At 52.1% G+C, this 20,655-nt stretch carries 17 protein-coding genes; 11 read left to right on the top strand and 6 right to left on the bottom strand.

The window, feature by feature from the left end:
* Positions 1-189 precede the first annotated feature (189 nt).
* From ACYVJM_RS09960 to ACYVJM_RS09950, 3 genes are read left to right on the top strand one after another with little or no spacing between them, the layout of a single operon-like run.
* Positions 190-495 (top strand): (2Fe-2S) ferredoxin domain-containing protein, encoded by a 306-nt coding sequence (locus tag ACYVJM_RS09960; protein WP_097128077.1) that lies wholly within the window; start codon positions 190-192, stop codon positions 493-495.
* 47 nt (positions 496-542) lie between these two features.
* Positions 543-1,232, top strand: coding sequence for a YjjG family noncanonical pyrimidine nucleotidase (locus tag ACYVJM_RS09955; RefSeq protein WP_461148075.1), 690 nt, complete (start codon positions 543-545; stop codon positions 1,230-1,232).
* Positions 1,233-1,241: 9 nt separating this feature from the next.
* Positions 1,242-2,021 carry a 3-hydroxyacyl-CoA dehydrogenase gene (locus ACYVJM_RS09950; RefSeq protein ID WP_461148074.1) on the top strand — a complete coding sequence of 260 codons (780 nt, stop codon included), beginning with the start codon at positions 1,242-1,244 and terminating at the stop codon, positions 2,019-2,021.
* Positions 2,022-2,076: 55 nt separating this feature from the next.
* On the opposite strand, the gene ACYVJM_RS09945 is transcribed toward ACYVJM_RS09950, so the two are convergent.
* From ACYVJM_RS09945 to ACYVJM_RS09935, 3 genes are read right to left on the bottom strand one after another with little or no spacing between them, the layout of a single operon-like run.
* The gene (locus ACYVJM_RS09945; RefSeq protein ID WP_461148073.1) at positions 2,077-3,537 is read right to left on the bottom strand and encodes a TolC family protein; all 1,461 of its coding nucleotides are present in this window, start codon (positions 3,535-3,537) and stop codon (positions 2,077-2,079) included.
* Entirely contained in the window at positions 3,534-4,886 is a 1,353-nt protein-coding gene (locus ACYVJM_RS09940; RefSeq protein ID WP_461148072.1) for an HlyD family secretion protein, read from the bottom strand. Before ACYVJM_RS09940 ends, ACYVJM_RS09945 begins: the two co-directional genes overlap by 4 nt.
* Positions 4,879-5,883 (bottom strand): ABC transporter transmembrane domain-containing protein, encoded by a 1,005-nt coding sequence (locus ACYVJM_RS09935; protein WP_461148071.1) that lies wholly within the window; start codon positions 5,881-5,883, stop codon positions 4,879-4,881. The genes ACYVJM_RS09940 and ACYVJM_RS09935 overlap by 8 nt, the downstream gene beginning before the upstream one ends.
* A 119-nt stretch (positions 5,884-6,002) precedes the next feature.
* Here ACYVJM_RS09935 and ACYVJM_RS09930 point away from each other — a divergent pair, with 119 nt between their 5' ends.
* From ACYVJM_RS09930 to ACYVJM_RS09895, 8 genes are all read left to right on the top strand, one after another.
* Positions 6,003-6,719, top strand: coding sequence for a TetR/AcrR family transcriptional regulator (locus ACYVJM_RS09930; protein ID WP_461148070.1), 717 nt, complete (start codon positions 6,003-6,005; stop codon positions 6,717-6,719).
* Positions 6,720-7,240: 521 nt separating this feature from the next.
* The gene (locus tag ACYVJM_RS09925; RefSeq protein WP_461148069.1) at positions 7,241-10,486 is read left to right on the top strand and encodes a SusC/RagA family TonB-linked outer membrane protein; all 3,246 of its coding nucleotides are present in this window, start codon (positions 7,241-7,243) and stop codon (positions 10,484-10,486) included.
* A gap of 32 nt (positions 10,487-10,518) precedes the next feature.
* On the top strand, positions 10,519-12,117 hold the full coding sequence (locus ACYVJM_RS09920; protein ID WP_461148068.1) for a SusD/RagB family nutrient-binding outer membrane lipoprotein: 1,599 nt from the start codon (positions 10,519-10,521) through the stop codon (positions 12,115-12,117).
* Positions 12,118-12,129: 12 nt separating this feature from the next.
* Positions 12,130-12,756, top strand: a complete 627-nt coding sequence (locus tag ACYVJM_RS09915; RefSeq protein WP_461148067.1) for a hypothetical protein — start codon at positions 12,130-12,132, stop codon at positions 12,754-12,756.
* Between the two features lie 123 nt (positions 12,757-12,879).
* Positions 12,880-15,708 (top strand): M14 family metallopeptidase, encoded by a 2,829-nt coding sequence (locus tag ACYVJM_RS09910; RefSeq protein ID WP_461148066.1) that lies wholly within the window; start codon positions 12,880-12,882, stop codon positions 15,706-15,708.
* Positions 15,709-15,805: 97 nt separating this feature from the next.
* Positions 15,806-16,126, top strand: a complete 321-nt coding sequence (locus ACYVJM_RS09905; protein WP_461148065.1) for a cupin domain-containing protein — start codon at positions 15,806-15,808, stop codon at positions 16,124-16,126.
* A 125-nt stretch (positions 16,127-16,251) separates the two neighbouring features.
* Entirely contained in the window at positions 16,252-16,647 is a 396-nt protein-coding gene (locus ACYVJM_RS09900; protein WP_461148064.1) for a hypothetical protein, read from the top strand.
* A gap of 158 nt (positions 16,648-16,805) precedes the next feature.
* Entirely contained in the window at positions 16,806-17,267 is a 462-nt protein-coding gene (locus ACYVJM_RS09895; protein ID WP_461148063.1) for a hypothetical protein, read from the top strand.
* Between the two features lie 9 nt (positions 17,268-17,276).
* Here ACYVJM_RS09895 and ACYVJM_RS09890 read toward each other — a convergent pair whose 3' ends face one another.
* From ACYVJM_RS09890 to ACYVJM_RS09880, 3 genes are all read right to left on the bottom strand, one after another.
* Positions 17,277-18,596, bottom strand: a complete 1,320-nt coding sequence (locus ACYVJM_RS09890; RefSeq protein ID WP_461148062.1) for an MFS transporter — start codon at positions 18,594-18,596, stop codon at positions 17,277-17,279.
* A 52-nt stretch (positions 18,597-18,648) separates the two neighbouring features.
* Positions 18,649-19,434 carry an SDR family NAD(P)-dependent oxidoreductase gene (locus tag ACYVJM_RS09885; protein WP_461148061.1) on the bottom strand — a complete coding sequence of 262 codons (786 nt, stop codon included), beginning with the start codon at positions 19,432-19,434 and terminating at the stop codon, positions 18,649-18,651.
* A 147-nt stretch (positions 19,435-19,581) separates the two neighbouring features.
* Positions 19,582-20,640, bottom strand: a complete 1,059-nt coding sequence (locus ACYVJM_RS09880) for a sugar phosphate isomerase/epimerase family protein (RefSeq protein WP_461148060.1) — start codon at positions 20,638-20,640, stop codon at positions 19,582-19,584.
* Positions 20,641-20,655: the final 15 nt, after the last annotated feature.

The following is a 20,655-nucleotide window of genomic DNA, read 5'->3' as shown; positions in this document are numbered from 1 at the left end:
TTGACAGGCAATCTGTAAAGGACCGTACCCTCACGGGTAAAAGGCTAATCATTAACAGTATGTCATTTATTTAGTTTTATAAATTTTTTATTCGGTAGATGCAATTTTAAATAGGGGTTGGGAAGGTATCGAAAGGAATGGCCGTTGTGTTGGTTCTTGTTACCTTTGGGTATCGATTTAACTAAGTTTATGAAATACAAGAAGCACGTTTTCATCTGCAACAACCAAAAAGCCGCGCCCAAGAAGTCGTGCGGTGAAGCACACGGCAATGAACTGGTCGACGCCTTCAAAGCGGCTCTCGCGGAGCGTGGTCTGTTAAAAGAAATGCGCGCCCAGCGCACGGGTTGTCTGGATGCCTGCGCCTTCGGGCCAACGCTGGTTGTCTATCCTGAAGGTACGTATTACGGTAATGTTCAACTTTCTGACGTTGCTGAAATTGTTGATAGCCATTTGGTCAACGATCAACCCGTAGAGCGGCTCAAGCTGGATTTTTAGTCGCCATACAACTGGCGCAGGTTGTTGCCTGCGCCAGACTGTTTCTTATGTACAAGCACCTTTTTTTTGACCTGGATCATACGCTCTGGGACTTCGACCGTAATTCGGCCGAGTGCATCGTTGAACTGTATGATACCTTTCGGCTGGCCGATCTGGGTATTGAGTCCGCAGCCGAGTTCAGCCGGCATTTCATTGCCATAAACCGGCAGCTGTGGGCCGATTTCGACAAGAATCTCATTGAGCACACCTACATTCGAAAACACCGGTTTCCGTTAGTATTCCGGGCAATGGGCGTCGATGAGTCGGCCGTCCATGCCGATCTGAATGTAGAATACCTGAAGCTGTTGCCCCGCAAGCCCCATCTGTTGGAGTCAGCCAAAGAGCTGCTGGATCACTTGAACGGGCGTTATACGATGCACATCATCACCAATGGGTTTGCCGAAATTCAGGCGGTGAAGATGGATAGTGCCGAAATTGCGCACTATTTTACGCATGTCATCACGAGTGAGAACGCGAACGCCAAAAAGCCGAATCCACAGGTGTTTCAATACGCCATGGAAATCAGCGGTACCAACGCAACCGAGAGCCTGATGATCGGAGATAATTACGAAGCGGACATTTTAGGGGCCAAAGGCGTTGGTCTGGACACCGTTTTTTACAACCCGCAAGGGCAACTGGTCAGCGATCCGCCTACCTACGACATTCGACACTGGAAAGAACTAATGGCTATTTTATAAGGAAACGTCATGCAACTCACTAACTCAACCGCCATCGTTACCGGTGGAGCTTCAGGGCTGGGCGAGGCTACCGCCCGGCTGCTGGCTGCCCATGGTGCCAATGTGGTCATTCTGGATTTGAATGAGGCTCGCGGGCAGGCGCTGGCCGAAGAACTGGGCGAAACTGTCCGGTTCCATAAAACCAATGTGACCGACGAAACCGACGTGCAGGCTGCCATAAATCTGGCCATTAAAACCTTTGGCGGACTGCATATCAATGTCAACTGCGCCGGTGTGGCCGAAGCTCGGAAAACAGTGGGCAAAGTTGATGGCGTGTATGGTGCTCACTCACTGGCTGTCTTCCAGAAAGTTATTTCCATCAACCTGATCGGTACGTTCAACGTAATCCGGCTGGCGGCTCTGGCTATGGAAACAAATGCCCCCAATGCCGAAGGTGAACGGGGTATTATTATCAATACGGCGTCTGTAGCGGCCTACGACGCTCAAATCGGACAGGCCGCTTATGCCGCTTCGAAAGGGGGGATTGTTGGTATGACGCTGCCCATTGCCCGCGATCTGTCGCGCTCCGGTATCCGGGTTATGACCATTGCGCCAGGTTTGTTCGAGACGCCGTTGCTGGCCAGCTTACCCGAAGAAGCCCGGCTGTCGTTGGGCCAGCAGGTGCCGTTTCCATCACGACTGGGGCGGCCGGGCGAGTACGCGATGCTGGCGAAAAGTATTATCGAGAATCCTATGCTCAACGGCGAAGTCATTCGTCTGGATGGGGCCATCCGAATGGGACCTAAGTAGTTAGTGGTGTAGTGGGTGTAATAGGTGTAGTAAACCATTCCACTCCTACACCCACTTACTGCGCTTCGGGATTTGTTCCCGCTGCGTACCAGAGAGCGGCTACTGCTTTCTGCTGTTTCATGCGTAGCTCTTCCAGCTTGATTTCCAGGTCGATCAGCTTCGACTCCCGGCTGTTGACCAGGAACAGTGAACTCTCCCCGATATCGAATTTCTGCTGCTCGGCCCCGAGTAAAATCCGTTGGTTCCTGACGGTTTGCTGCTGTATATCGATCTGGCGTTCCAGCGCTTTTAGCTCATTCCAGGCTGCCTGAACATCATTGCTGATGGCGCGGCCCGTTTGTTGGCGTTCCAGGGTAACCTGCTGGTTTTTGATCTGGATTTGCCGAAGCTTACCCCGCTCTTTTCGTAGGAAAATAGGAAAGGTCAGGTCCACGCCAATTTTGTGGTTATCGGCCCGGAAAGAATAGTAGCTCGCCCAGTCGTAACCAACACCGGCTGCGGGTGTCCGGCTCAGTAGATTGGCGTTTAACACCAGCTGCGGTTGCAGTAGGGAGCGCTGAAACCGCTCGTCCAGCGCCAGCTGCTGACCTTTGGTGGTTAATTTCAGTAGCTCCGGATGCTGCTCGGCGGCTTTGCCCAGCAATGCCTGTAGGGTGGCTTCATCAAGTCGGTCGGTCGGTACCGGCTGAGGAATTACGGTAGGCAGCAGATCAACGGGTTGGGGTATGCCGCCATCAGCACTATTCCATAAAAAGACGCTCAGCTGCAATCGGGCATTTTGCAGATTGACCTCCGCCTGCTGGAGCTGTACCAGCCGGTCCTGGGCGGTAATGAGCGCTTCGGTCGTGTCGATGGCCGCGGCATCACCCAGCAACGACCGCTGCTGAATGGCCCGAAAGCGGGTATCAGCTACCTGGTAGCCGTTCTGGATCAGCCGATATTGCTGATGCGCCATGTACCATTCCCAGTAGGTTTTGGCTGCATCGTACAGGGTTTTGTTGATGAGCTTGAGCCGTTCGGCGTCGGCCAGATTAACGGCCAGTTTTGCCTGCCGCAGGGCCGTGCGCCGTGCGTCGATAATCAGCCCCTGACCAATGGGGACACGTACCCCCACAGCCGCCAGACCCGACGAGGGTACCCGCTCTTCGGGGTTGATATACTGCCCCATGTTTCGGTCGTAGGTCAGCTTGACGTCAATACCGGCGGGTAGTACCGGCACTGTCAGACCCGATTGCCATTTGTCGTAGTATAAATCCTGTCCAAACTCTTTTCGGTCATAGACTGAAAAGAGTTTGGGATCAAAGGCTCCCCGGGCCTGCATGATTTCCTGCTGGGCTTCGCTGCTCAGCAAGGCCGCCTGTCGAACGATCGGATGATGGCTAAAAACGACCCGGTAAAAATCGGCGGCTGTAAACAGGGTTGTATCAGTGGAGGACCTTCCCGCTGGCTGTGCTTTAGCGGTTGAAATCAACTGACTACCGATCAACAGACTTAAACCGAATATAATCGTCTTCATTTTTTGCTCTCGTCTTTGGGCTCCTCTTTCAAACTTGGCGGGAAACCGTTCAACTGCCGCCACAATTCGTACCAGATAGGTACATTGTCGAGCATTACCCAGCCATAAACGCCTGAGCCCACCCGGAGTTGCTGCGGCCAGGGCTGGTCGCCCTTTTCGACTTTAGGCTTTATAAGGAGCCGATATTTGCCATTCACACTATTAACAGCATCAATAACGGCCACCTCGCCCCCAAACGTACCAACGGCTACGGATGGCCATCCCGAGAACTGAATGGCGGGCCAGCCATCGAACTGAAGTCGTACCGTGCGGCCCCGCTGAATCAGCGGTACATCCATTGGACGTACGTATAACTCAACAGCCACCAGTGGTTTAGCGGGCTGCAAGGTAGCGATCGACTCACCTTCCTTGATCATTTCGCCAATACCTGCTTTCATTGACCGCACGACGAAACCGTCCTGCGGGGCACGAACGACATAAAGACCCCGACGAACATCGACACTGCTGATCTTATTCTGTAGCTTGGAAATTTCCCCTTCCGCTTCGGCTTGGTAAGAAACCGCTGAACTACGATCGGACATCGTTTTGGCTATTTTCTCTTGATAGTCGGCCTGAATCGTGCCCAGATCGAGTCGGGAGTTGACAAGCTCCTGCCGGGATACATTCAGTTTGTTTTCCTGAGCAATTACTTTGGCGTAGTCTTCCTGCACCTTTAGTCGCCGGGTTTCCAGGTCCGTCAGGGAGAAGAGCCCGTTCTTATAGCCTTTCTCGAAGCGGTCGAGCCGGTCGAGAGCAATCTGGTAATTTTTCTGAACGGCAATCAGGTCGGTACTGTCACTGATGACTTTAAATTGACTCTGCCGCACTTTGTTGCGGGCCGAAGCCAGTTTGACCTGCAAGCCTGTTTGAAGAGCCGTCAGCTGCCCGTCCAGCGCCGAAATTTTGGCACCTGTCGCCGTGAGGCTACCGCGCTTGGCATCCAGCTGTTCGTCCAGTCGCAGGGGCAGATTGGGGTCGAAATAGTCGTCTTTTATTTCGGAAATAACCAGGAGGGTATCGCCCCTTCGGACTGCCTGCCCTTCCTGAATCTTCCAGCGTTCAATTCGACCGGCGATGGCGTTTTGCACCGTTTGGGGGCGATCCTGCGGGGTGAGGGCCGTTACGCTGCCCTCACCGTTAATGTTCTGCTGCCAGGGCAAAAACAGTACCGTCAAGCTAATGAACAAAATGACCAGCATCCAGCGACCAAGCCGCCGACCGGCGTCCGGCTGGGGGAGGGTGTGCAGGGTTTTAAGTGGGTAGTGGTTAAACAGCTGTTCGTCAACCCGCTGATTGGATATGTTAAGCATGGGTTTCTGTGTCTGTCTCTAAAGGTAAATCGGTAACGGTCGCAATCTTTTCAACGGCGGTAAGTAAGTCAAACACGGTATCAATGCCCGAAATTAATTTCTCGACCGAACTGGTTATCAAAACGATGACAAGCTCAGCGGCTACAAACTGACCCAGCGACATTTCGCGGCTCACCACCAGGGTTGTACCCAGAATGAGAAGCCCCCCCGTCACGATGGTCTTGAAAGCGACGGCACTGTAAAAGAAACGTTTCAGTACTTTGAAGTGCGCCGACCGGTAGGCCACATAATTGGCTACCAGGTCGTCCATACGGTCGATGGGTTCCATGGGGTCTTCCTGGTGGCGGATCAGGGGCAGGTCACGGGCCAGATCTTCGAGCCAGGCCACTACCTTGTATTTATACTTCGACTCGTTGAGGCTGGTACGTAAGCCGGGAGGGCCATAAATCCAGCTGATGCCGACAATAACGACCAGCGTAAACAAACCAAAAGCCAGAAAGACAGGGTGATAAAACGAGAGCAGGATAATGCCAAACAGAATCTGCACGGCAGCGGCCGTCAAGTCGATGAGTAATTTAGGAAGCCCTTTCTGGATAGTGAGCACATCGAAGAAGCGGTTCATCAGTTCGGGGGCGTAGTAAGCCGACAGCGCTTTGGGTTCGATACGGGGCAAACGGTAGGTGAATTCAAAGGCAGCTTTGGCAAAAATGCGTTGTTGCAGCACTTCGACCAGCGTCATTTGACCAACCAGCAATAAGCCCGTAATAAGGACGCCAAGTACCACCAGACCGATCAGTACGTATACTGAACTAAAGACGAGTCCACCGGAAACAAGATTAAAAACAGCCTGAATACCGAGTGGCAGCGATAAACTGATCACACCGGTTACGAGCGCGTACAGATAGATGTAGCCAATGTCTTTTTTCTCCGTGCCCAGTAGCCGGAATAGCCGTTGCAGCGGTGTAGGCTGGGCCTGAGAATAGGTGCTTAAAGCCATATTAAAAATGTTTAATCTTTTGATAGTAATACTATCAATCCTGCAAACATAACTTTTATGTGTGAAAGTTCGTTTCTTTGCCTACCGTTTTTTATGTCAGCGGTGCTTACGTTCGATAAATGGAATACACTGTACTGGTGCGGATGAACGAGAAGTTATTTCTGCGTGATCCGGAAAGCTCAGAATTAGGTCGCCGAATAGTTCGGCAAGGTATCCTTTTGATGGCAGATATTGGCTTTGAAGAAATGACATTTCGCAAGCTGGCTGATCGGATTAACACAAAAGAAGCCAGTATCTATCGTTATTTTGAAAATAAACATCGATTGCTGGTTTATGTTGTTGCCTGGTACTGGCAATGGCTGGAATACCAGCTTGTTTTTCAGACCAATAATTTATACGATCCGAGAGAAAAGCTGGAGCGTGTACTGAAGTTGCTGCTGCTTAAAGATGTCAGTTCACTTGGCACGAAAACCATTACTGATGAACTGGACATCGTTGCGCTGCACGGCATCGTCATTCGTGAAGCCAGCAAAGCGTACCTGACACGGCACATTACGGAAGACAATCGCCAGCAGCTCTTCAAACCGTATAAAGACCTGTGCAGCCGCATTGCCGGTATCATCCTGGAGTACCGTCCTGATTATCCATTTGCCCGTTCGCGGGCCAGTTCAATCATTGAAACAGCGCATTACCAGGCGTTTTTTATGCAAAATTTGCCGTCGCTAACTGATTTCGGCGCACAGCCCAATGAAATTCCCACGGCCGAAAGCAATGAGCGCCTACTACGATTTCTGCATCATCTCCTGTTCTCATCGCTCGAGACAAATACATTCTGATCCATCCAAATCTCCCATTTCATCGATACAGTTACGGATAAGCTAAGGCTATAAAAAATCACCGGCTTTCGAAATTCGAAGTGCCGGTGAAGAATACTACCAACCTAATTTCTAAAAATTGATTAGAAGGAGCAATATAAGAATGAATAAATACAATCTATAAATATTTATAAAATACCGCGGCTTAGTTAAAATTAATAGACTAATTCATAAAGCGTACATGGATACGCTCATGGCCTGCTGCCTCTAGCTTACCCAGCCCTACAAAATCGACCAGATTACCCTTTGCCGCTATAACTTCTTCAACCGCTACCCAGCCAAACCTTATAAGATTTGGTTAAGCTCTCATATGTAGCACAATTTATTTAATAAAGTATAATTCAACGAATAATATATTTCATTATACTTCCTATAAGAGATTTTATTCTACAGATATGATATTTGGTAAAATATAATAATTTATAATTGTGTTTTAATGTCTATTGCAATTTCCCTTCTATAAACTCCCTATCACTAATTGCATGAAAGAACGATTATTTGCACTTCTCTTCTTACTCCCTTTTCTTTCGTTTGCCCAGCAACGCGTAGTACGTGGTAAGGTAAGCGATGCGAATGGGAAGGAATCCCTGCCTGGCACAACCGTGACGGTAAAAGGTGGTACAGCGGGCACTGTAACCGACGCCCAAGGAACGTATCAGCTAACTATCCCTGATAAATCAGTGATACTGGTGTTTTCGTCTGTCGGGTTTCAGCCTCAGGAAGTGTCTGTTGGTAACCAGCAGGTTATCAATGTGTCTCTCCTTGCCGACACTAAGCAGCTCAGCGAGGTGGTCGTTACCGCAGCGGGTATCAAGCGGGATAAAAATGCCCTTGGCTATTCGGTATCGACACTGGATGCCAACAAACTGGCCCAGCGGTCGGAGCCGGACCCTCTCCGGGCACTCACCGGCAAAGTGGCGGGTGTTAATGTGCAGGGCTCGGGTGGTGCGGCTGGTGGTGCAACGAATATAACTATTCGGGGAAATTCTTCGCTTGGTAACAACAATCAGCCGCTGTTTGTGGTCGATGGCGTTCCCTTCGATAATTCCAGTTTTGGTGGTACAGATGGCACGGTGGGTGGCTCAACCATTACCAATCGGGCCTTCGACCTTGATCCGAACAATATCCTGACCATGACGGTACTGAAGGGGGCCGCAGCGGCCGCTCTTTACGGGTCCAGGGCCGCAAACGGAGCTATTATCGTGACCACGAAAGCCGGTAAGAGCACCAGTCGGAAAGGGCTCGAAATAACGTATAGCACGGGCTACTCCATGGAAACGGTGGCCGGTTTGCCGGACTACCAGACCAAGTATGGGCAAGGCACGAACTTCGATTATCGGAGTGGGGTATTTGGCTCTTGGGGACCTCCTTACGCGGGCTATACCAGCCTGATTCCCACCCGGGCAACCATTCCGCACCCGCTCACGACGAACAACCGATACCCATCAACGGTATTCCCGCAGTTTTATCAGGCCGATGGGACCACGCCGATTCAGGTGCCCTATCAATCGTATTCGCAGGATAACGCCAAAAACTTCTTCCGGACCGGCAACGTCTTCGAAAACGCACTCTCGGTATCGACGGGCGGCTCAAAGGGCAATTTTACGGTGGGCCTTTCCCGAACGGGCAATCAGGGGGTAGTGCCCGAGAACCAGATTACCCGTACCGGCATCAATATTGGTGGTAATGCGCAACTGGACAATAAGTTCTACGTGAGCGGGGCCCTCAACTACGTCAACACCGAACAGGTATCTCCGCAGGTGACCGCAGCCAACGGCAGCGGTAGTTCCATCATGGACATTCTGATGTTTGTGCCCACTAGTTTCGACCTGACGGGTTTTCCGAACACCAATCCACTGAATGGAAACAACGTATACGACCGTGTTGGCACTGATAATCCCTACTGGTCGGTGAAGAACAGCCCGACTATTAGTAAGGTCGACCGATATTACGGAAACGTAGTGCTGGGTGTTGATCCACTGCCCTGGCTGAATGTACAGAACACCGTTGGGTTTAATGCCTATACCGATCGCCGGGTGGTTGTCAATGGAAAAGGCGGGGACTACTTCCCGAACGGCAATATTACGAACGACAATATATACCGGCAGGAACTGGACAACACCCTGCTCATCACGGCAACCAAACCCCTCTCGGAAAACATTGGCCTGAAAGTTATTCTGGGAAACAACGTCAATCAGCGGGTAACCGAACGGCAGGTCGTGTTTGGCGACGGGATTATTTTCCGGGGTATCAACTCGCTCAACAATACCAGTGTAACGATTCCGCGCGTGCTGCCCAACAACCGCAATAACTTTAAGCAGCGGTACTTTGCGTTCTTCACCGATATTTCGCTGGACTATAAAAACTTCGCGTTTCTGAACCTGGTAGCCCGTAACGATGTCTCGTCTACGCTGCCCGCCAGCAACCGGAGCTATCTATACGGCGGAGCCAGTGCCTCCCTGATTTTTACCGAAGCATTGAAGATTCCCAAAAACGTGCTGTCGTTTGGTAAACTTCGGGCGGGTTACACACGGGTAGGGAACGAAGCTACACCATACCAGACGCAAACTGTGTACATCGCCAATCCCGTCCTGGGCGTTGGCACCGGCACGGGCTCCATATCCTCGCCGTTTAACGGGCAGAGTACACTGTCCGAATCGGATTTACTGGCCAATTCGGAGCTGAAGCCCGAGTTTATCACCGAGCTTGAGCTGGGTACGGAGCTGCAGTTTTTCAACAACCGGCTTGGCCTGGACATCACGTACTACAAGAAAATCAGTACGTCGCAGATTTTCACGGTCAATGCTACGCCCTCATCGGGCTATACGCAGCGGGTAATCAACCTGGGGCGTTCGTCCAACGAAGGCATCGAAATTGGGCTGAATGCAACGCCCGTAAAACTAAAGAACGGATTTAGCTGGGACATTTCGTCGGCCTTTACCATGAACCGCAACATTGTACTGGACATTGGTGCCCTGAAAGAACTGCCCTACGGTGGTTTCTCTGATCTGGGAAGCGTACACATTGCCGGTCAGCCGTACGGGCAGATTCGCGGCTCAACTTATGCCAAAGATGAGGTGGGTAATGTTCTGGTCAACCCGAATACGGGAAAACCTATTCTGAGCGGTAAAACGGCGGCTATCGGTAACCCGAACCCGGATTTTATTTGGGGCATCACCAATACATTTAGCTATAAAGGCCTTACGCTGAGCGCGTTGTTCGACTGGAAGAAAGGGGGCGACATGTACTCCTTTACGGCTTACGAACTGCTAAGCCGGGGCGCTACCCGCGACACCGAAGAGCGGGAGGCCATTCTGGTTGGTCCGGGCGTGTTGGGCGATGTGAACACGCTGAAACCCCTGCTGGATGGCGAAGGCAAGAAGATACCGAACAACATCGGTATTGCCGTAGCTGATTACTACTTCACCGGGGGCTTTGGACCGGGTGGCGCGGGCGAAACGAATATCTTCGACGCCACCGTTTTCCGGCTTCGCGAGGTGTCGCTGGGCTATCAGTTTCCGAAGAAATGGCTGGCAAAAACACCTTTTGGCGGGGCGTTTCTATCCGTTAGCGGGCGTAACCTGTGGTACCTGGCACCCAACTTTCCGAAGTACCTGAATTTCGACCCCGAAGTTAGCTCGCTGGGAGCTGGTAATTCGCAGGGTTTCGATTTCATCGGTATACCCACTACCCGCCGTCTGGGGGTCAATCTTCGGTTCAGCTTCTGATTTTATTCATCAATCCCATTCGAATACAAACTATGCGATTTATAGTTTCCATACGACGTCTTTCTTTGGTGGGCCTGTTGTTTATCAGCTGGTCGTGCAACAAATTCGTTGACATCAATGCCGATCCGAACAACCCGGTCACCCCGGTGCTGGAACTGCTTCTACCCGCTACGCAGGTATCGATGGCGGGTAGCCTGCGGGATGTAAACCAGGGCACATCCATTGTGATGCAGCACCTATATTCGAGTAACACCAGCCGGAATTTCCAGGATGGTACCGATTACCAGCAATCGTGGAATGCCCTGTATACCCAGGCGTTGAATGATATCGAGATTATCATTCGGGAGGGAACCCGCCTGCAACGCTGGGATTACGTAGCCATTGCCAAACTCCAAAAGGCCTATATCTACAGCCTGATGGTTGATATGTGGGGCGATATTCCCTATACGGATGCCGCAAAAGGAAACACGATTTCCGACCCGGCCTTTGAGAGCGGTGCCACCATCTACGACAAACTGTTCGTACTGATCGATGAAGGACTGGCAGATGCTGCCAAAGGAAACTTTGCCATCCAGCCAACCACCGCCGATATTATCTACAAAGGTGATAAAGCGGCCTGGATTCGCATGGGCAACTCACTGAAGCTAAAGCTGTTTAACCAGATTCGGCTCGTGCAGCCCGATAAGGCAAAAGCAGGGATAGCGGCTTTGCTGAGCAGCAATGCGCCCCTCATTACGACCAACGCGCAGGATTTCGCCTTTCGATTCGGCACCACAGAAACCCCGGCCAATCGCCATCCCTGGCACCGGGCCGAATACCAGGCGGGCAAGAGCTATTACATGAGCCAGGGATTCATTGAGCGGTTGTTCAACACCGACGACCCCCGGATTCGGTACTACTTCTACCGGCAAACCGCCAACTATACGGTGGGCTTCACACCAACGGGCAACGGGTATTTTGGCCGCTATACCGGCGACGCTACGGCGTCGCCCAACGACAATGCCCTGAAAGCAACCGTGGGTGTGTATCCGGCGGGTGGTTTGTACGATAACTGCCCGATCAACAATATTCCGGCTACCAATGTGTTCGTCACGAATTCAGGAGCTACATCGGCCCCCAAGGTCGTCACGAACCTGGATGGTTCCGGTGCGGGCGTTTTTCCGTTCATTACCAACGCTATGGTGAAGTTCATTCTGGCCGAGGCCGCGCTGACAATGGGCACGACCGGCGATCCGAAGCAGTTGTTTCAGGATGGTATTACCGCTCACCTGAACAGCGTTAACACGATTTCGACCACCTCGGGGAATTCGGCGCCTGTATTGCCAACGGCTACGATTACCGCTTTTGTAGCCAATCGTACCGCTCAGTACGATGCAGCCGATGCCGCCGGAAAGCTGAATGCCGTCATGACGCAGAAATACATTGCCCTTTACGGGAATGGCATGGAAGCATATAACGATTATCGGCGCACCGGCTTACCGGTTTTACCGGCTCCCATTGCGCCACTGAACGTGTTCCCGCTTCGGCTAACCTATTCCATCACGGAACTGTCCACAAACGCAACTATCTCCGATAAAGCCGAACAGCTTCAAACCGCTCAGCAAACAACCCCCGTTTTCTGGGACAAGTAAACCAACGCAACCATGAAAAAGATCATACTCTATTTTTCGCTCCTTCTGCTGGTCGCCCTGGATTCCTGTAAGACAGAAGACTATGTTTGGGAGAATTGGGCGTATACCGCCGTTCCGCTGGTAGCCGTCAATACCGGCAAGTCGGCCCTACCGACTATCGCTACATCAAACACGTCCTTTTTCGACCTGGGTGCGGCCGATCTAGGGGGCCAGGTGTTTGAGTATACCCTAACCTGGGAGGGCTTCGGAAAGGCGGAGGTGAAGTCAATTGACGTATACCTGGGCTTCGTCAAAGCCCCTGCTACCGGTAACCCGGCTTACCCGATCGTGGTGTCGCAGCCGGGTGGGCTCTATCCGAGTGTAACCCAGTTCCCGTTACCAAGCCGTGTAGGAACGAACGATAAACTGTACGAAACAGTAACGCAGTTTCCCAAAACGTTTACCGTAACGGCGGCCCAAATGGCGGCTTTTACTAAAACGACCCTGACAACGGTTGCTCAGAATGATTACTTCATTTTCAAGTTCATCCTGAACTTGGCCGACGGTCGGCAAATCGCCGGTTATCAGGAAAACGTGTGCGACGAAGCCCGGGGCGAAGTCGGCGATTGCCGCGTTGGCGTTCGATTTCGCAGGAAATAGTGAAGTTGGTGATTGAGTTATTAGTCATTAGCCAGATCAACGGTGATAATTAGCTCTCCAGTAACTTAATTACTCAGTAAACACTGTACCCATTAACGAATAACCCATAACCAATCCAACTCAATGCGTTTTTTATCCAGCACACTCTTTCTTGCCTTGTTGCTGAGTCTGACGACAGCCTGGGCACAGACCGTTCCGTCGCCAAAAGAGCACTTTGGCTTCAACATCGGCGATAATTATCAGCTCGCTACTTATACGCAGACCGAGGCTTATTTTAAGAAAGTAGCCGCGGCATCGGACCGCGCCAAACTCGTTGATATTGGGATGACCGAAGAAGGTCGCCATCAGTATATGCTGATCGTCTCCTCGCCGGAGAATCTCAAGAAGTTAAGTCGCTACCAGGAGATTTCCCAGAAACTGGCGCGGGCCGAGAATCTCTCCGATCAGCAGGCCCACGCGCTGGCCGATGAAGGCAAGGCGATTGTCTGGATTGATGGCGGCATTCATGCCACCGAAACGGTGGGAACGCACCAGCTCATCGAAACGATCTGGCAGCTGGTCAGTCGGAAAGATCCCGAAACGATGCGTATTCTGGACAAGGACGTTATCCTGCTCACCCACGCCAATCCCGATGGACAGGAGCTGGTAACCAACTGGTACATGCGCGAAGCCACCCCCGAAAAACGGTCGCTGGACAATGTTCCCCGTTTGTACCAGAAATACATCGGGCACGACAATAACCGCGATTTCTTCATGCTCAACATGAAAGAAACGCAGAATATTGCCCGGCAGCTGTTCGTCGACTGGATTCCGCAAATCATGTACAACCACCACCAGCGCGGCCCGGCGGGGTCGGTGCTGGCCGGTCCGCCTTACCGCGATCCGTTCAACTACGTGTTCGATCCCATGATGGTAACGGGTATCGACGCGCTGGGTGCCGCCATGATCAACCGCCTGAACTCAGAAAATAAACCCGGTTTCACCCGACTGGGCGGCTCGGTTTTCTCGACCTGGTATAACGGCGGGCTGCGGACCACCACGCACTTCCACAACATGATTGGTCTGCTCACCGAAATTATCGGCGGTCCAACCCCGGAAGACGTGCCTCTGGTGCCCAAACGCCTGATTCCGAACGGCAACACGCCCTTTCCGGTCACTCCGCAAAAGTGGTACTTTAAGCAGTCAATCGACTATTCTGTATCGTTGAACTATGCCGTGCTCGACTACGCGGCCCGCCAGTCGGATCAGTTGCTGTACAACATTTACCGTATGGGCAAAAACTCCATCGAGCGTGGCAGCAGCGATTACTGGGCACTCTCGCCAAAGCGGATCGACGCTATTGAAGAGGCTTACAATAAGGATCCCAAGAAGGTGGTTCCGCCGTCCAGCGCGGCACTGGCGCAGTATGGTATGATTCCGAGAGGAGGGGGGATGCCTATGAAGTATTATGATACCATCATGAAAGCGCCCGTTCTGCGCGATCCTCGTGGCTATATCATTCCTAAAAATCAGCCCGACTTCGCTACGGCGGTCAAGTTCATCAACGCCCTGATTCGCACAGGTATTCAGATTCAGGAAGCAACGGCCGACTTCAGCGTAGCGGGCAAAAAATACCCGGCGGGTTCGTATGTCGTGAAGACCGATCAGGCGTTCCGGCCGCACCTGCTGGATATGTTTGAGCCGCAGGATCACCCCAATGATTTCCAGTATCCGGGTGGTCCGCCGGTCCGCCCGTACGATGCCGCCGGCTGGACATTGGCTTACCTGATGAACGTTAAATTCGACCGTATTCTGGATGGCTTCGATGGGCCTTTCAAGAAGTTGCCGTATGGCGAACTACAGTCGCCGGAAGGGGCTATTGCGGGGGCATCGGGTGCCGGTTATGTACTAAGTTCGAAATCGAACAACTCGTTCATTGCGGTCAATGACCTGCTGGCTTCGGGCGTTGAGGTGTACCGGCTTCCGAACGGCGGTGGCGAGAAAGCCACCGTTGAGGCTGGCGCTTTCTTCGTACCCGCATCGGCGAAGGCCAAAACCTTGCTAGACAAATCGGCGAAAGACCTTGGTATCATGGTAACGGGTCTGGCAAAACGTCCGGCCGGTTCGATGACCAAAGTAGCGCCCATGCGCATTGCACTCTGGGATACCTACGGGGGCTCGATGCCGTCGGGCTGGGTTCGCTGGATGATGGAGCAGTACCATTTCCCGATGAAGGTTGTTTACGCAAACGATATCGATGCCGGTGATTTAAAGAAGAAATTCGACGTCATCGTTTTCGTTACCCGCGCTATTCCACCCGTTGGCGGCAAAGAGGAGGACATTTTTAGCCTGATGGGTTCGGAAGCGAAAGTAGAAAACACGCCCGCCGAATTCCGTCCGTGGCTGGGTAAGATCACGGCCGCCAAGTCGGTGCCGCAGATAAAGTCGTTCCTGGAAGCAGGCGGCACGGTGGTTACCATTGGCAGCAGCACCAATCTGGCCTATCACCTGGGCTTACCGGTGAAAAACGCCCTGACGGAGATGACGGCAAGTGGTACCGAACGGCCTTTGCCCGCCGAGAAATACTACATTCCCGGCAGTGTGCTACGGGTGAGTCTGGACTCGACCCAACACGCTACCTGGGGCATGTCGAACCAGAGCGACGTGTATTTCGATGCCAGCCCGGTATTTAAAATTGCGCCCGATGCCATTGCCAAAGGACTGGTGAAACCACTGGCCTGGTTCGACAGCAGCAAGCCGCTGCGTAGTGGCTGGGCATGGGGACAGTCGTATCTGCAGGGTGGCGTAGCCGCTTTCGAAGCGCCCGTTGGTGCCGGAAAGTTGTATGCGTTTGGACCCGAGATCACCTTCCGGGCGCAGTCGCACGGTACGTTCAAGCTGCTGTTCAATCAACTGTACACCACAGGTTCGAGTAACCAGTCGATGATGGCTCCGGTAGCAGGGCAGGAGTAACAAATTTGCTACATTTACAGTCCGAATGGCTCTGTGTGGGTGTGCGTTTTTACGTTCCTGCATAGAGCCATTCGGGTTTACTAACCTCGGCTACTTTATGGAAATTGGTAATCTCTTTGCGTCTGTTCCCAGCTCGTTACCTGAGGAGTTGTTTGATGAAATCCTGACGGGTAGCGCATTCAAGCTGGAACGTATCGTCTCGAAAGGGCATACCTCACCGGAAGGGTTCTGGTACGATCAGGACCAGCACGAATGGGTACTTCTGGTGAAGGGGGCGGCCATGCTGCAAATTGACGGCTTCGACGAACCCGTTGAACTGCTGCCCGGTATGCACATTAACATTCCCGCGCATCAGAAGCACCGGGTGTCCTGGACGAAAGAAGACGAAGAGACGATCTGGCTGGCTATTTTTTACTGAAAGTCAGGATTATGCCTGGTGTTCAACTCGTATTCAGGTATTTCTTGGTACCGACTCGGGTAATTATACGCTGGGAACAACGCTTCTTACGGGCTAGTTTTGTTTTCACATCAACCGGCTTCACTATGTACCAATTCTTTATTGTTCTCTTACTCACCGGATTCAGCCTACAGGCAAATGCCCAAACGAAAAACCCGTTAGCCAACACGGCCTGGCAAGGGGAGGTTTACCTGGAACAACCGGCAAATGTGGTTTTCACGTTTAAGACTGATACGGTCGATATGCGTCTATCGGATACGAAAGAGATCATTGAAACCATGACCTACACGGTTAAGGATGATGTAATGACCTGGAAGAAAACGAGTGGTGGCAGTCCCTGCGATACACAAGGCTCCGGCCGCTGTCGATATACCATTACAAATGATGCGCTGACGCTGACGGTCATTCAGGATGACTGCGAAGCCCGGGCGAGTTCGTTGCCCGGCACACCTTTCAAAAAAGTAGCCTTTGCCGGGAAGTAAAGAGAACTTGTAAGAGCTATTTAGCCTCACCTATTCTGGTCATTCAGCCTGATTAGTCCTTATTTTCATGAATCTCTGCCGTATAACATAAATTGTCTACTTATTTGGTAGACAATTTGTATTTTCAAGTGTTCAAGCAAAGCTAAACACAGAAGATTATGAAGACTACCCATCTAGTATTGCTGCTAATGTTTCTGGTAACTGGTCTTGCCAGTGCGTTCGGGCAGTCGTCCCCCCGGCCTGCTCCGGCGTCAACGGCTTCGGTAAGCCTATACCGGAGCAGGGCCTGGTTATCATGGACCAGGAGCTATTGGGTATATGCCAACGGTAAGCCGGTTTGTAAAATTCGTAATAACCGGCATTGCCAAATTGCACTGCCAGCAGGCCCTATTACCTTTACAACCCGATTGGCAGGGTTTGCGCTGGTTCCAAAACAGCAGTCAAGCCTGACGATCACGCTGGAGCCGGGTAAGTCCTATTACCTGCAGGCCGATCTAAAGACAAAGCTATTTCCCCTGCAAGCTGTTTTGCCGTTAACGGAAGTTGTGCCCAACCCGGAGAAACTGGACGAAATAAGAAAATCCAGGGTTGAACGAACGTTAGTCGGTGCCGCCGACTAGCCGGTCAGATTACTCCACAATGAGGGCCGCATCTTTTACAACAACCCGCTCTATTTTACCCACCAGAAAAATATAGGAACAGGCGCCAATCAGGCCCAGGGCTCCAACGAAGACGAGTGCGGGTTTAAAGTCGCCGTCTTTGGCCAGATAACCGATCACAATAGGCACGACGATGGACGCTAGGTTGCCCATGAAATTGAATACGCCACCCGTTAAGCCAATCAGGTGCTTGGGCGATAAAATGGAGACGAAGACCCAGGAGATCAGCGCCATACCCGATCCAAAGAAAGCCAGTGCCATAAAGGCGATGATCAACGCCGTATCATTTGTATAATTGGCCCCGACAATGCTGATCGATAGCAAAAGGCCAATAATGATAGGCGCTTTCCGCGCCATTGTCACTGATTTTCCTTGTTTAACGAGTTTATCGGAAACGAAGCCGGACAGGAGCAGACCCGCACAGGCTGCTAAGAAGGGGACCGAAGCCAGATAACCCGATTTGATAAAATCCAATCCCCGGTATTTAACCAGATACGTTGGAAACCACGTCAGGAAGAACCAGAGCATAGAGTTAACCGCAAACTGCCCGATGTAAACGCCCCATAACGTTCGGGTGGAGAATACCTGCTTTACGTTTACCCAACTCCAGACAGACGCTTTTTTTGTACCCGCCTGCCGACCTCTGAACAGGCCGCCCCCTTCTTCGATATAGGTTAGCTCGGCTTCGTTTACTTTGGGGTGATCGAGCGGGTCGCGGTAGAACAGGTACCAGATAATACCCCAGATCAGCCCAACGATACCGGTACATATAAACAAACCCTGCCACCCGAACTGACTCTGGATATACGTTAGCACGGGTGTTAAAAACGCAAGGCCGATAAACTGCCCCGACACATAAAGGGCAATGGACGAAGCCCGTTCGTGTTCGGGAAACCAGCTTGTGACAATGCGGTTATTGATGGGGTAGGAAGGGGCTTCAAACGCGCCCGTTGCCAGTCGAAGCGAAAACAGGCTGGCAAACCCCCGAACAAAGCCCTGACAAACGGTGGCCAACGACCAGGTAATCAGACAAAACGCGTAGAGAATGCGAGGGCCAAAACGATCGGCGATGAGGCCGCCCGGTATTTGCAGCAGGGCGTACGTCCAGCCAAAAGCCGAGAAAATGAATCCCAGCTGTTCAGACGATAGGTCCATGTCTTTACTCAACGCAGTCCCCGCCACCGAAATATTGCTCCGGTCGAGGTAGTTGATCACTACGTTGATGAAGACCAGCGCCAGCATGCTGTAGCGTACCCGCGTCTTTTTGTCTTTGCCGATTACTTGTTCCATTTTTTAAGGGTCAGGGGTTGTCAAGTGGTTGTCAAGGGTAACCTGCGGAAAATCACCTCGCTGTCCAGCCGCCGTCGACGGTGAGCATGGAGCCCACCATGTAGGAACCGGCATCGCTGGCCAGGAAAATAGCGGCTCCCTGAATTTCGCGCAGGTTACCCCAGCGGCCCAGTGCCGTAGCGCCTACCACAAACTTGAGCCCTTCTTCAGTATCGGCGATGGGCAGATTCATTTCGGTGAGAAAAGGGCCGGGACAAATGGCATTGACGTTAATATTAAACGGAGCCAGTTCCAGCGCCAGCGCGCGGGTCATCTGCACAACGGCTCCTTTGCTGGCCGTGTAGGGCGTCCGGTTCGCCAGGCCCACCAATCCCAGCGTACTCGCCAGATTGATGATGCGGCCCTGTCCATCCTTTTTCATGTAGGGCGTTACGGCCCGACAGCATAACCAGGTACCCGTTACATTGACTTCCATTACCTTGCTGAATTCGGCGGGAGTTAGTTCGTCGATGGGGCCGCGGATGTTGATACCGGCACTATTAATCAAAATATCAATCCGGCCAAAGGCGTCGAAGGCCGCTTGTGCCATGGCTTCGGCCTGTTCAGCGTTGGACACATCGGCTGCGAACGAAAGGGCTGTTACGCCATAATCGGCACTGATTTCCTGAGCGGCTGCCGTGCCTTCGTCGGCATTGCGGTTGACCAGCATGACATTGGCACCGGCAGAGGCCAGTCCGGCGGCCATTGCCAAGCCTAATCCTTTGGAGCCACCCGTAATGATGGCCGATTTTCCGGTAAGGTCAAATTGACGAATGCCCGGAAGAAGTTCTTTACTCATTATTTATGGTTGTATTGATTTGGTAATACTAATGGTTGCCGGGTCGCAGGTGGGGTCAGTCTTAAGAAACTGACCCCACTGTAAGAGGATATTTTAAGATTCCTCCTTCCGCGCCGGCGAACCGGTTGGAATGACAAAAAACAAACGTTACACCAGCCCTAGTTTTGCTTTGCTGTAATTGATGCAGGCAACAATATTCTGCTCTTCGAGGGCCAGTTTTTCATCGGCACTCAGTGGGGTAACACGAGGCAGGCCACCGGGGTATTTTTGTTGCCGGACCGTTCGGAGCATACGCGCCAGATCAGAACCGGGAACGCTGCCCATGGTTTCCCAGTAGGCGTTGGTTAAACAGGGAATTTCCAGCGGGTCGCGGGTGATCATTTCCAGACTGAAGGTGCCCGATGGGTTGTGCTTTTTACACAACTCGACCATCTTTGGCAAATCCAGCAGGCCTTTGCCCATGGGTACTTCCGACAGCAGAAACCCATCGGGGTATTCTTCCACCGCCATGTCTTTCACGTGGGTGCTGAAGGTGTACGGGGCTAGTGTCTGAACCACCTCCATCGGGTCTTCGAGCAGGGCCATGCTGTTGCCGAAGTCGAGCGTTACGCCAATCCACTCGCTGTTCACCTGCTTTAGCAGATTGACCAGGTCCGGGGCGCGCCAGTCTTTGTGGTTTTCGACACCCAACTTGACTTTGTACTTGCGCAACACCGGCTCGGCCAGTTGCAGCGAAGCCAGGGCAGTCTTCTTTAACTCCTCAAAGGCGGCAGGCGAGTGGTAGGTTTCGTAGCGCCGGCCTGTCGAGCAAACCGTTCGGAGTACCTGGGCTCCGGCTTCACGGGCATTCATGACATCCTGCTCAAATTTGGCGACATCCTCCGCTTTTTTAGGTAAGCCGATGGAGCCTTCCAGATACAGGCCGTATTTCTCACGCTCGTCGCGTACTTTTTTGGCAAAATCCGTCGACCAGCCATTGACGATCACCTGCACCCCACCGGCACCCAGTTGATGGCAATGGTCGAGCAACTGTAGAGCGTTGGTAAAGGCCGGGTATTTTTTGCTGTCGGCTTTCGAATTCCAGCGACTCCAGTACGAATGCACCACAATACCCATTGGCCTTTCTTTCAAGAAAGCTGGCAGCTGCGGAAATGACAGCGCCAGAGCACCGAGTGAAGCGGTTTGTAAAAAATCTCGTCTTTCCATTAAGGTAAGGCAGGT

Source organism: Spirosoma pulveris, assembly GCF_054781875.1.
This window is presented reverse-complemented; position numbering and strand designations above follow the sequence as displayed.

Excerpts from the sequence above, each read along its gene's own strand:
- ACYVJM_RS09950 (WP_461148074.1), top strand. The coding sequence starts at position 1,242 with ATGCAACTCACTAACTCAACCGCCATCGTTACCGGTGGAGCTTCAGGG.
- ACYVJM_RS09915 (WP_461148067.1), top strand. The coding sequence starts at position 12,130 with ATGAAAAAGATCATACTCTATTTTTCGCTCCTTCTGCTGGTCGCCCTG.
- ACYVJM_RS09955 (WP_461148075.1), top strand. The coding sequence starts at position 543 with ATGTACAAGCACCTTTTTTTTGACCTGGATCATACGCTCTGGGACTTC.
- ACYVJM_RS09890 (WP_461148062.1), bottom strand. The coding sequence starts at position 18,596 with ATGGAACAAGTAATCGGCAAAGACAAAAAGACGCGGGTACGCTACAGC.
- ACYVJM_RS09900 (WP_461148064.1), top strand. The coding sequence starts at position 16,252 with ATGTACCAATTCTTTATTGTTCTCTTACTCACCGGATTCAGCCTACAG.
- ACYVJM_RS09880 (WP_461148060.1), bottom strand. The coding sequence starts at position 20,640 with ATGGAAAGACGAGATTTTTTACAAACCGCTTCACTCGGTGCTCTGGCG.
- ACYVJM_RS09930 (WP_461148070.1), top strand. The coding sequence starts at position 6,003 with ATGGAATACACTGTACTGGTGCGGATGAACGAGAAGTTATTTCTGCGT.
- ACYVJM_RS09920 (WP_461148068.1), top strand. The coding sequence starts at position 10,519 with ATGCGATTTATAGTTTCCATACGACGTCTTTCTTTGGTGGGCCTGTTG.
- ACYVJM_RS09895 (WP_461148063.1), top strand. The coding sequence starts at position 16,806 with ATGAAGACTACCCATCTAGTATTGCTGCTAATGTTTCTGGTAACTGGT.
- ACYVJM_RS09935 (WP_461148071.1), bottom strand. The coding sequence starts at position 5,883 with ATGGCTTTAAGCACCTATTCTCAGGCCCAGCCTACACCGCTGCAACGG.
- ACYVJM_RS09940 (WP_461148072.1), bottom strand. The coding sequence starts at position 4,886 with ATGCTTAACATATCCAATCAGCGGGTTGACGAACAGCTGTTTAACCAC.
- ACYVJM_RS09960 (WP_097128077.1), top strand. The coding sequence starts at position 190 with ATGAAATACAAGAAGCACGTTTTCATCTGCAACAACCAAAAAGCCGCG.
- ACYVJM_RS09905 (WP_461148065.1), top strand. The coding sequence starts at position 15,806 with ATGGAAATTGGTAATCTCTTTGCGTCTGTTCCCAGCTCGTTACCTGAG.
- ACYVJM_RS09885 (WP_461148061.1), bottom strand. The coding sequence starts at position 19,434 with ATGAGTAAAGAACTTCTTCCGGGCATTCGTCAATTTGACCTTACCGGA.
- ACYVJM_RS09910 (WP_461148066.1), top strand. The coding sequence starts at position 12,880 with ATGCGTTTTTTATCCAGCACACTCTTTCTTGCCTTGTTGCTGAGTCTG.
- ACYVJM_RS09925 (WP_461148069.1), top strand. The coding sequence starts at position 7,241 with ATGAAAGAACGATTATTTGCACTTCTCTTCTTACTCCCTTTTCTTTCG.
- ACYVJM_RS09945 (WP_461148073.1), bottom strand. The coding sequence starts at position 3,537 with ATGAAGACGATTATATTCGGTTTAAGTCTGTTGATCGGTAGTCAGTTG.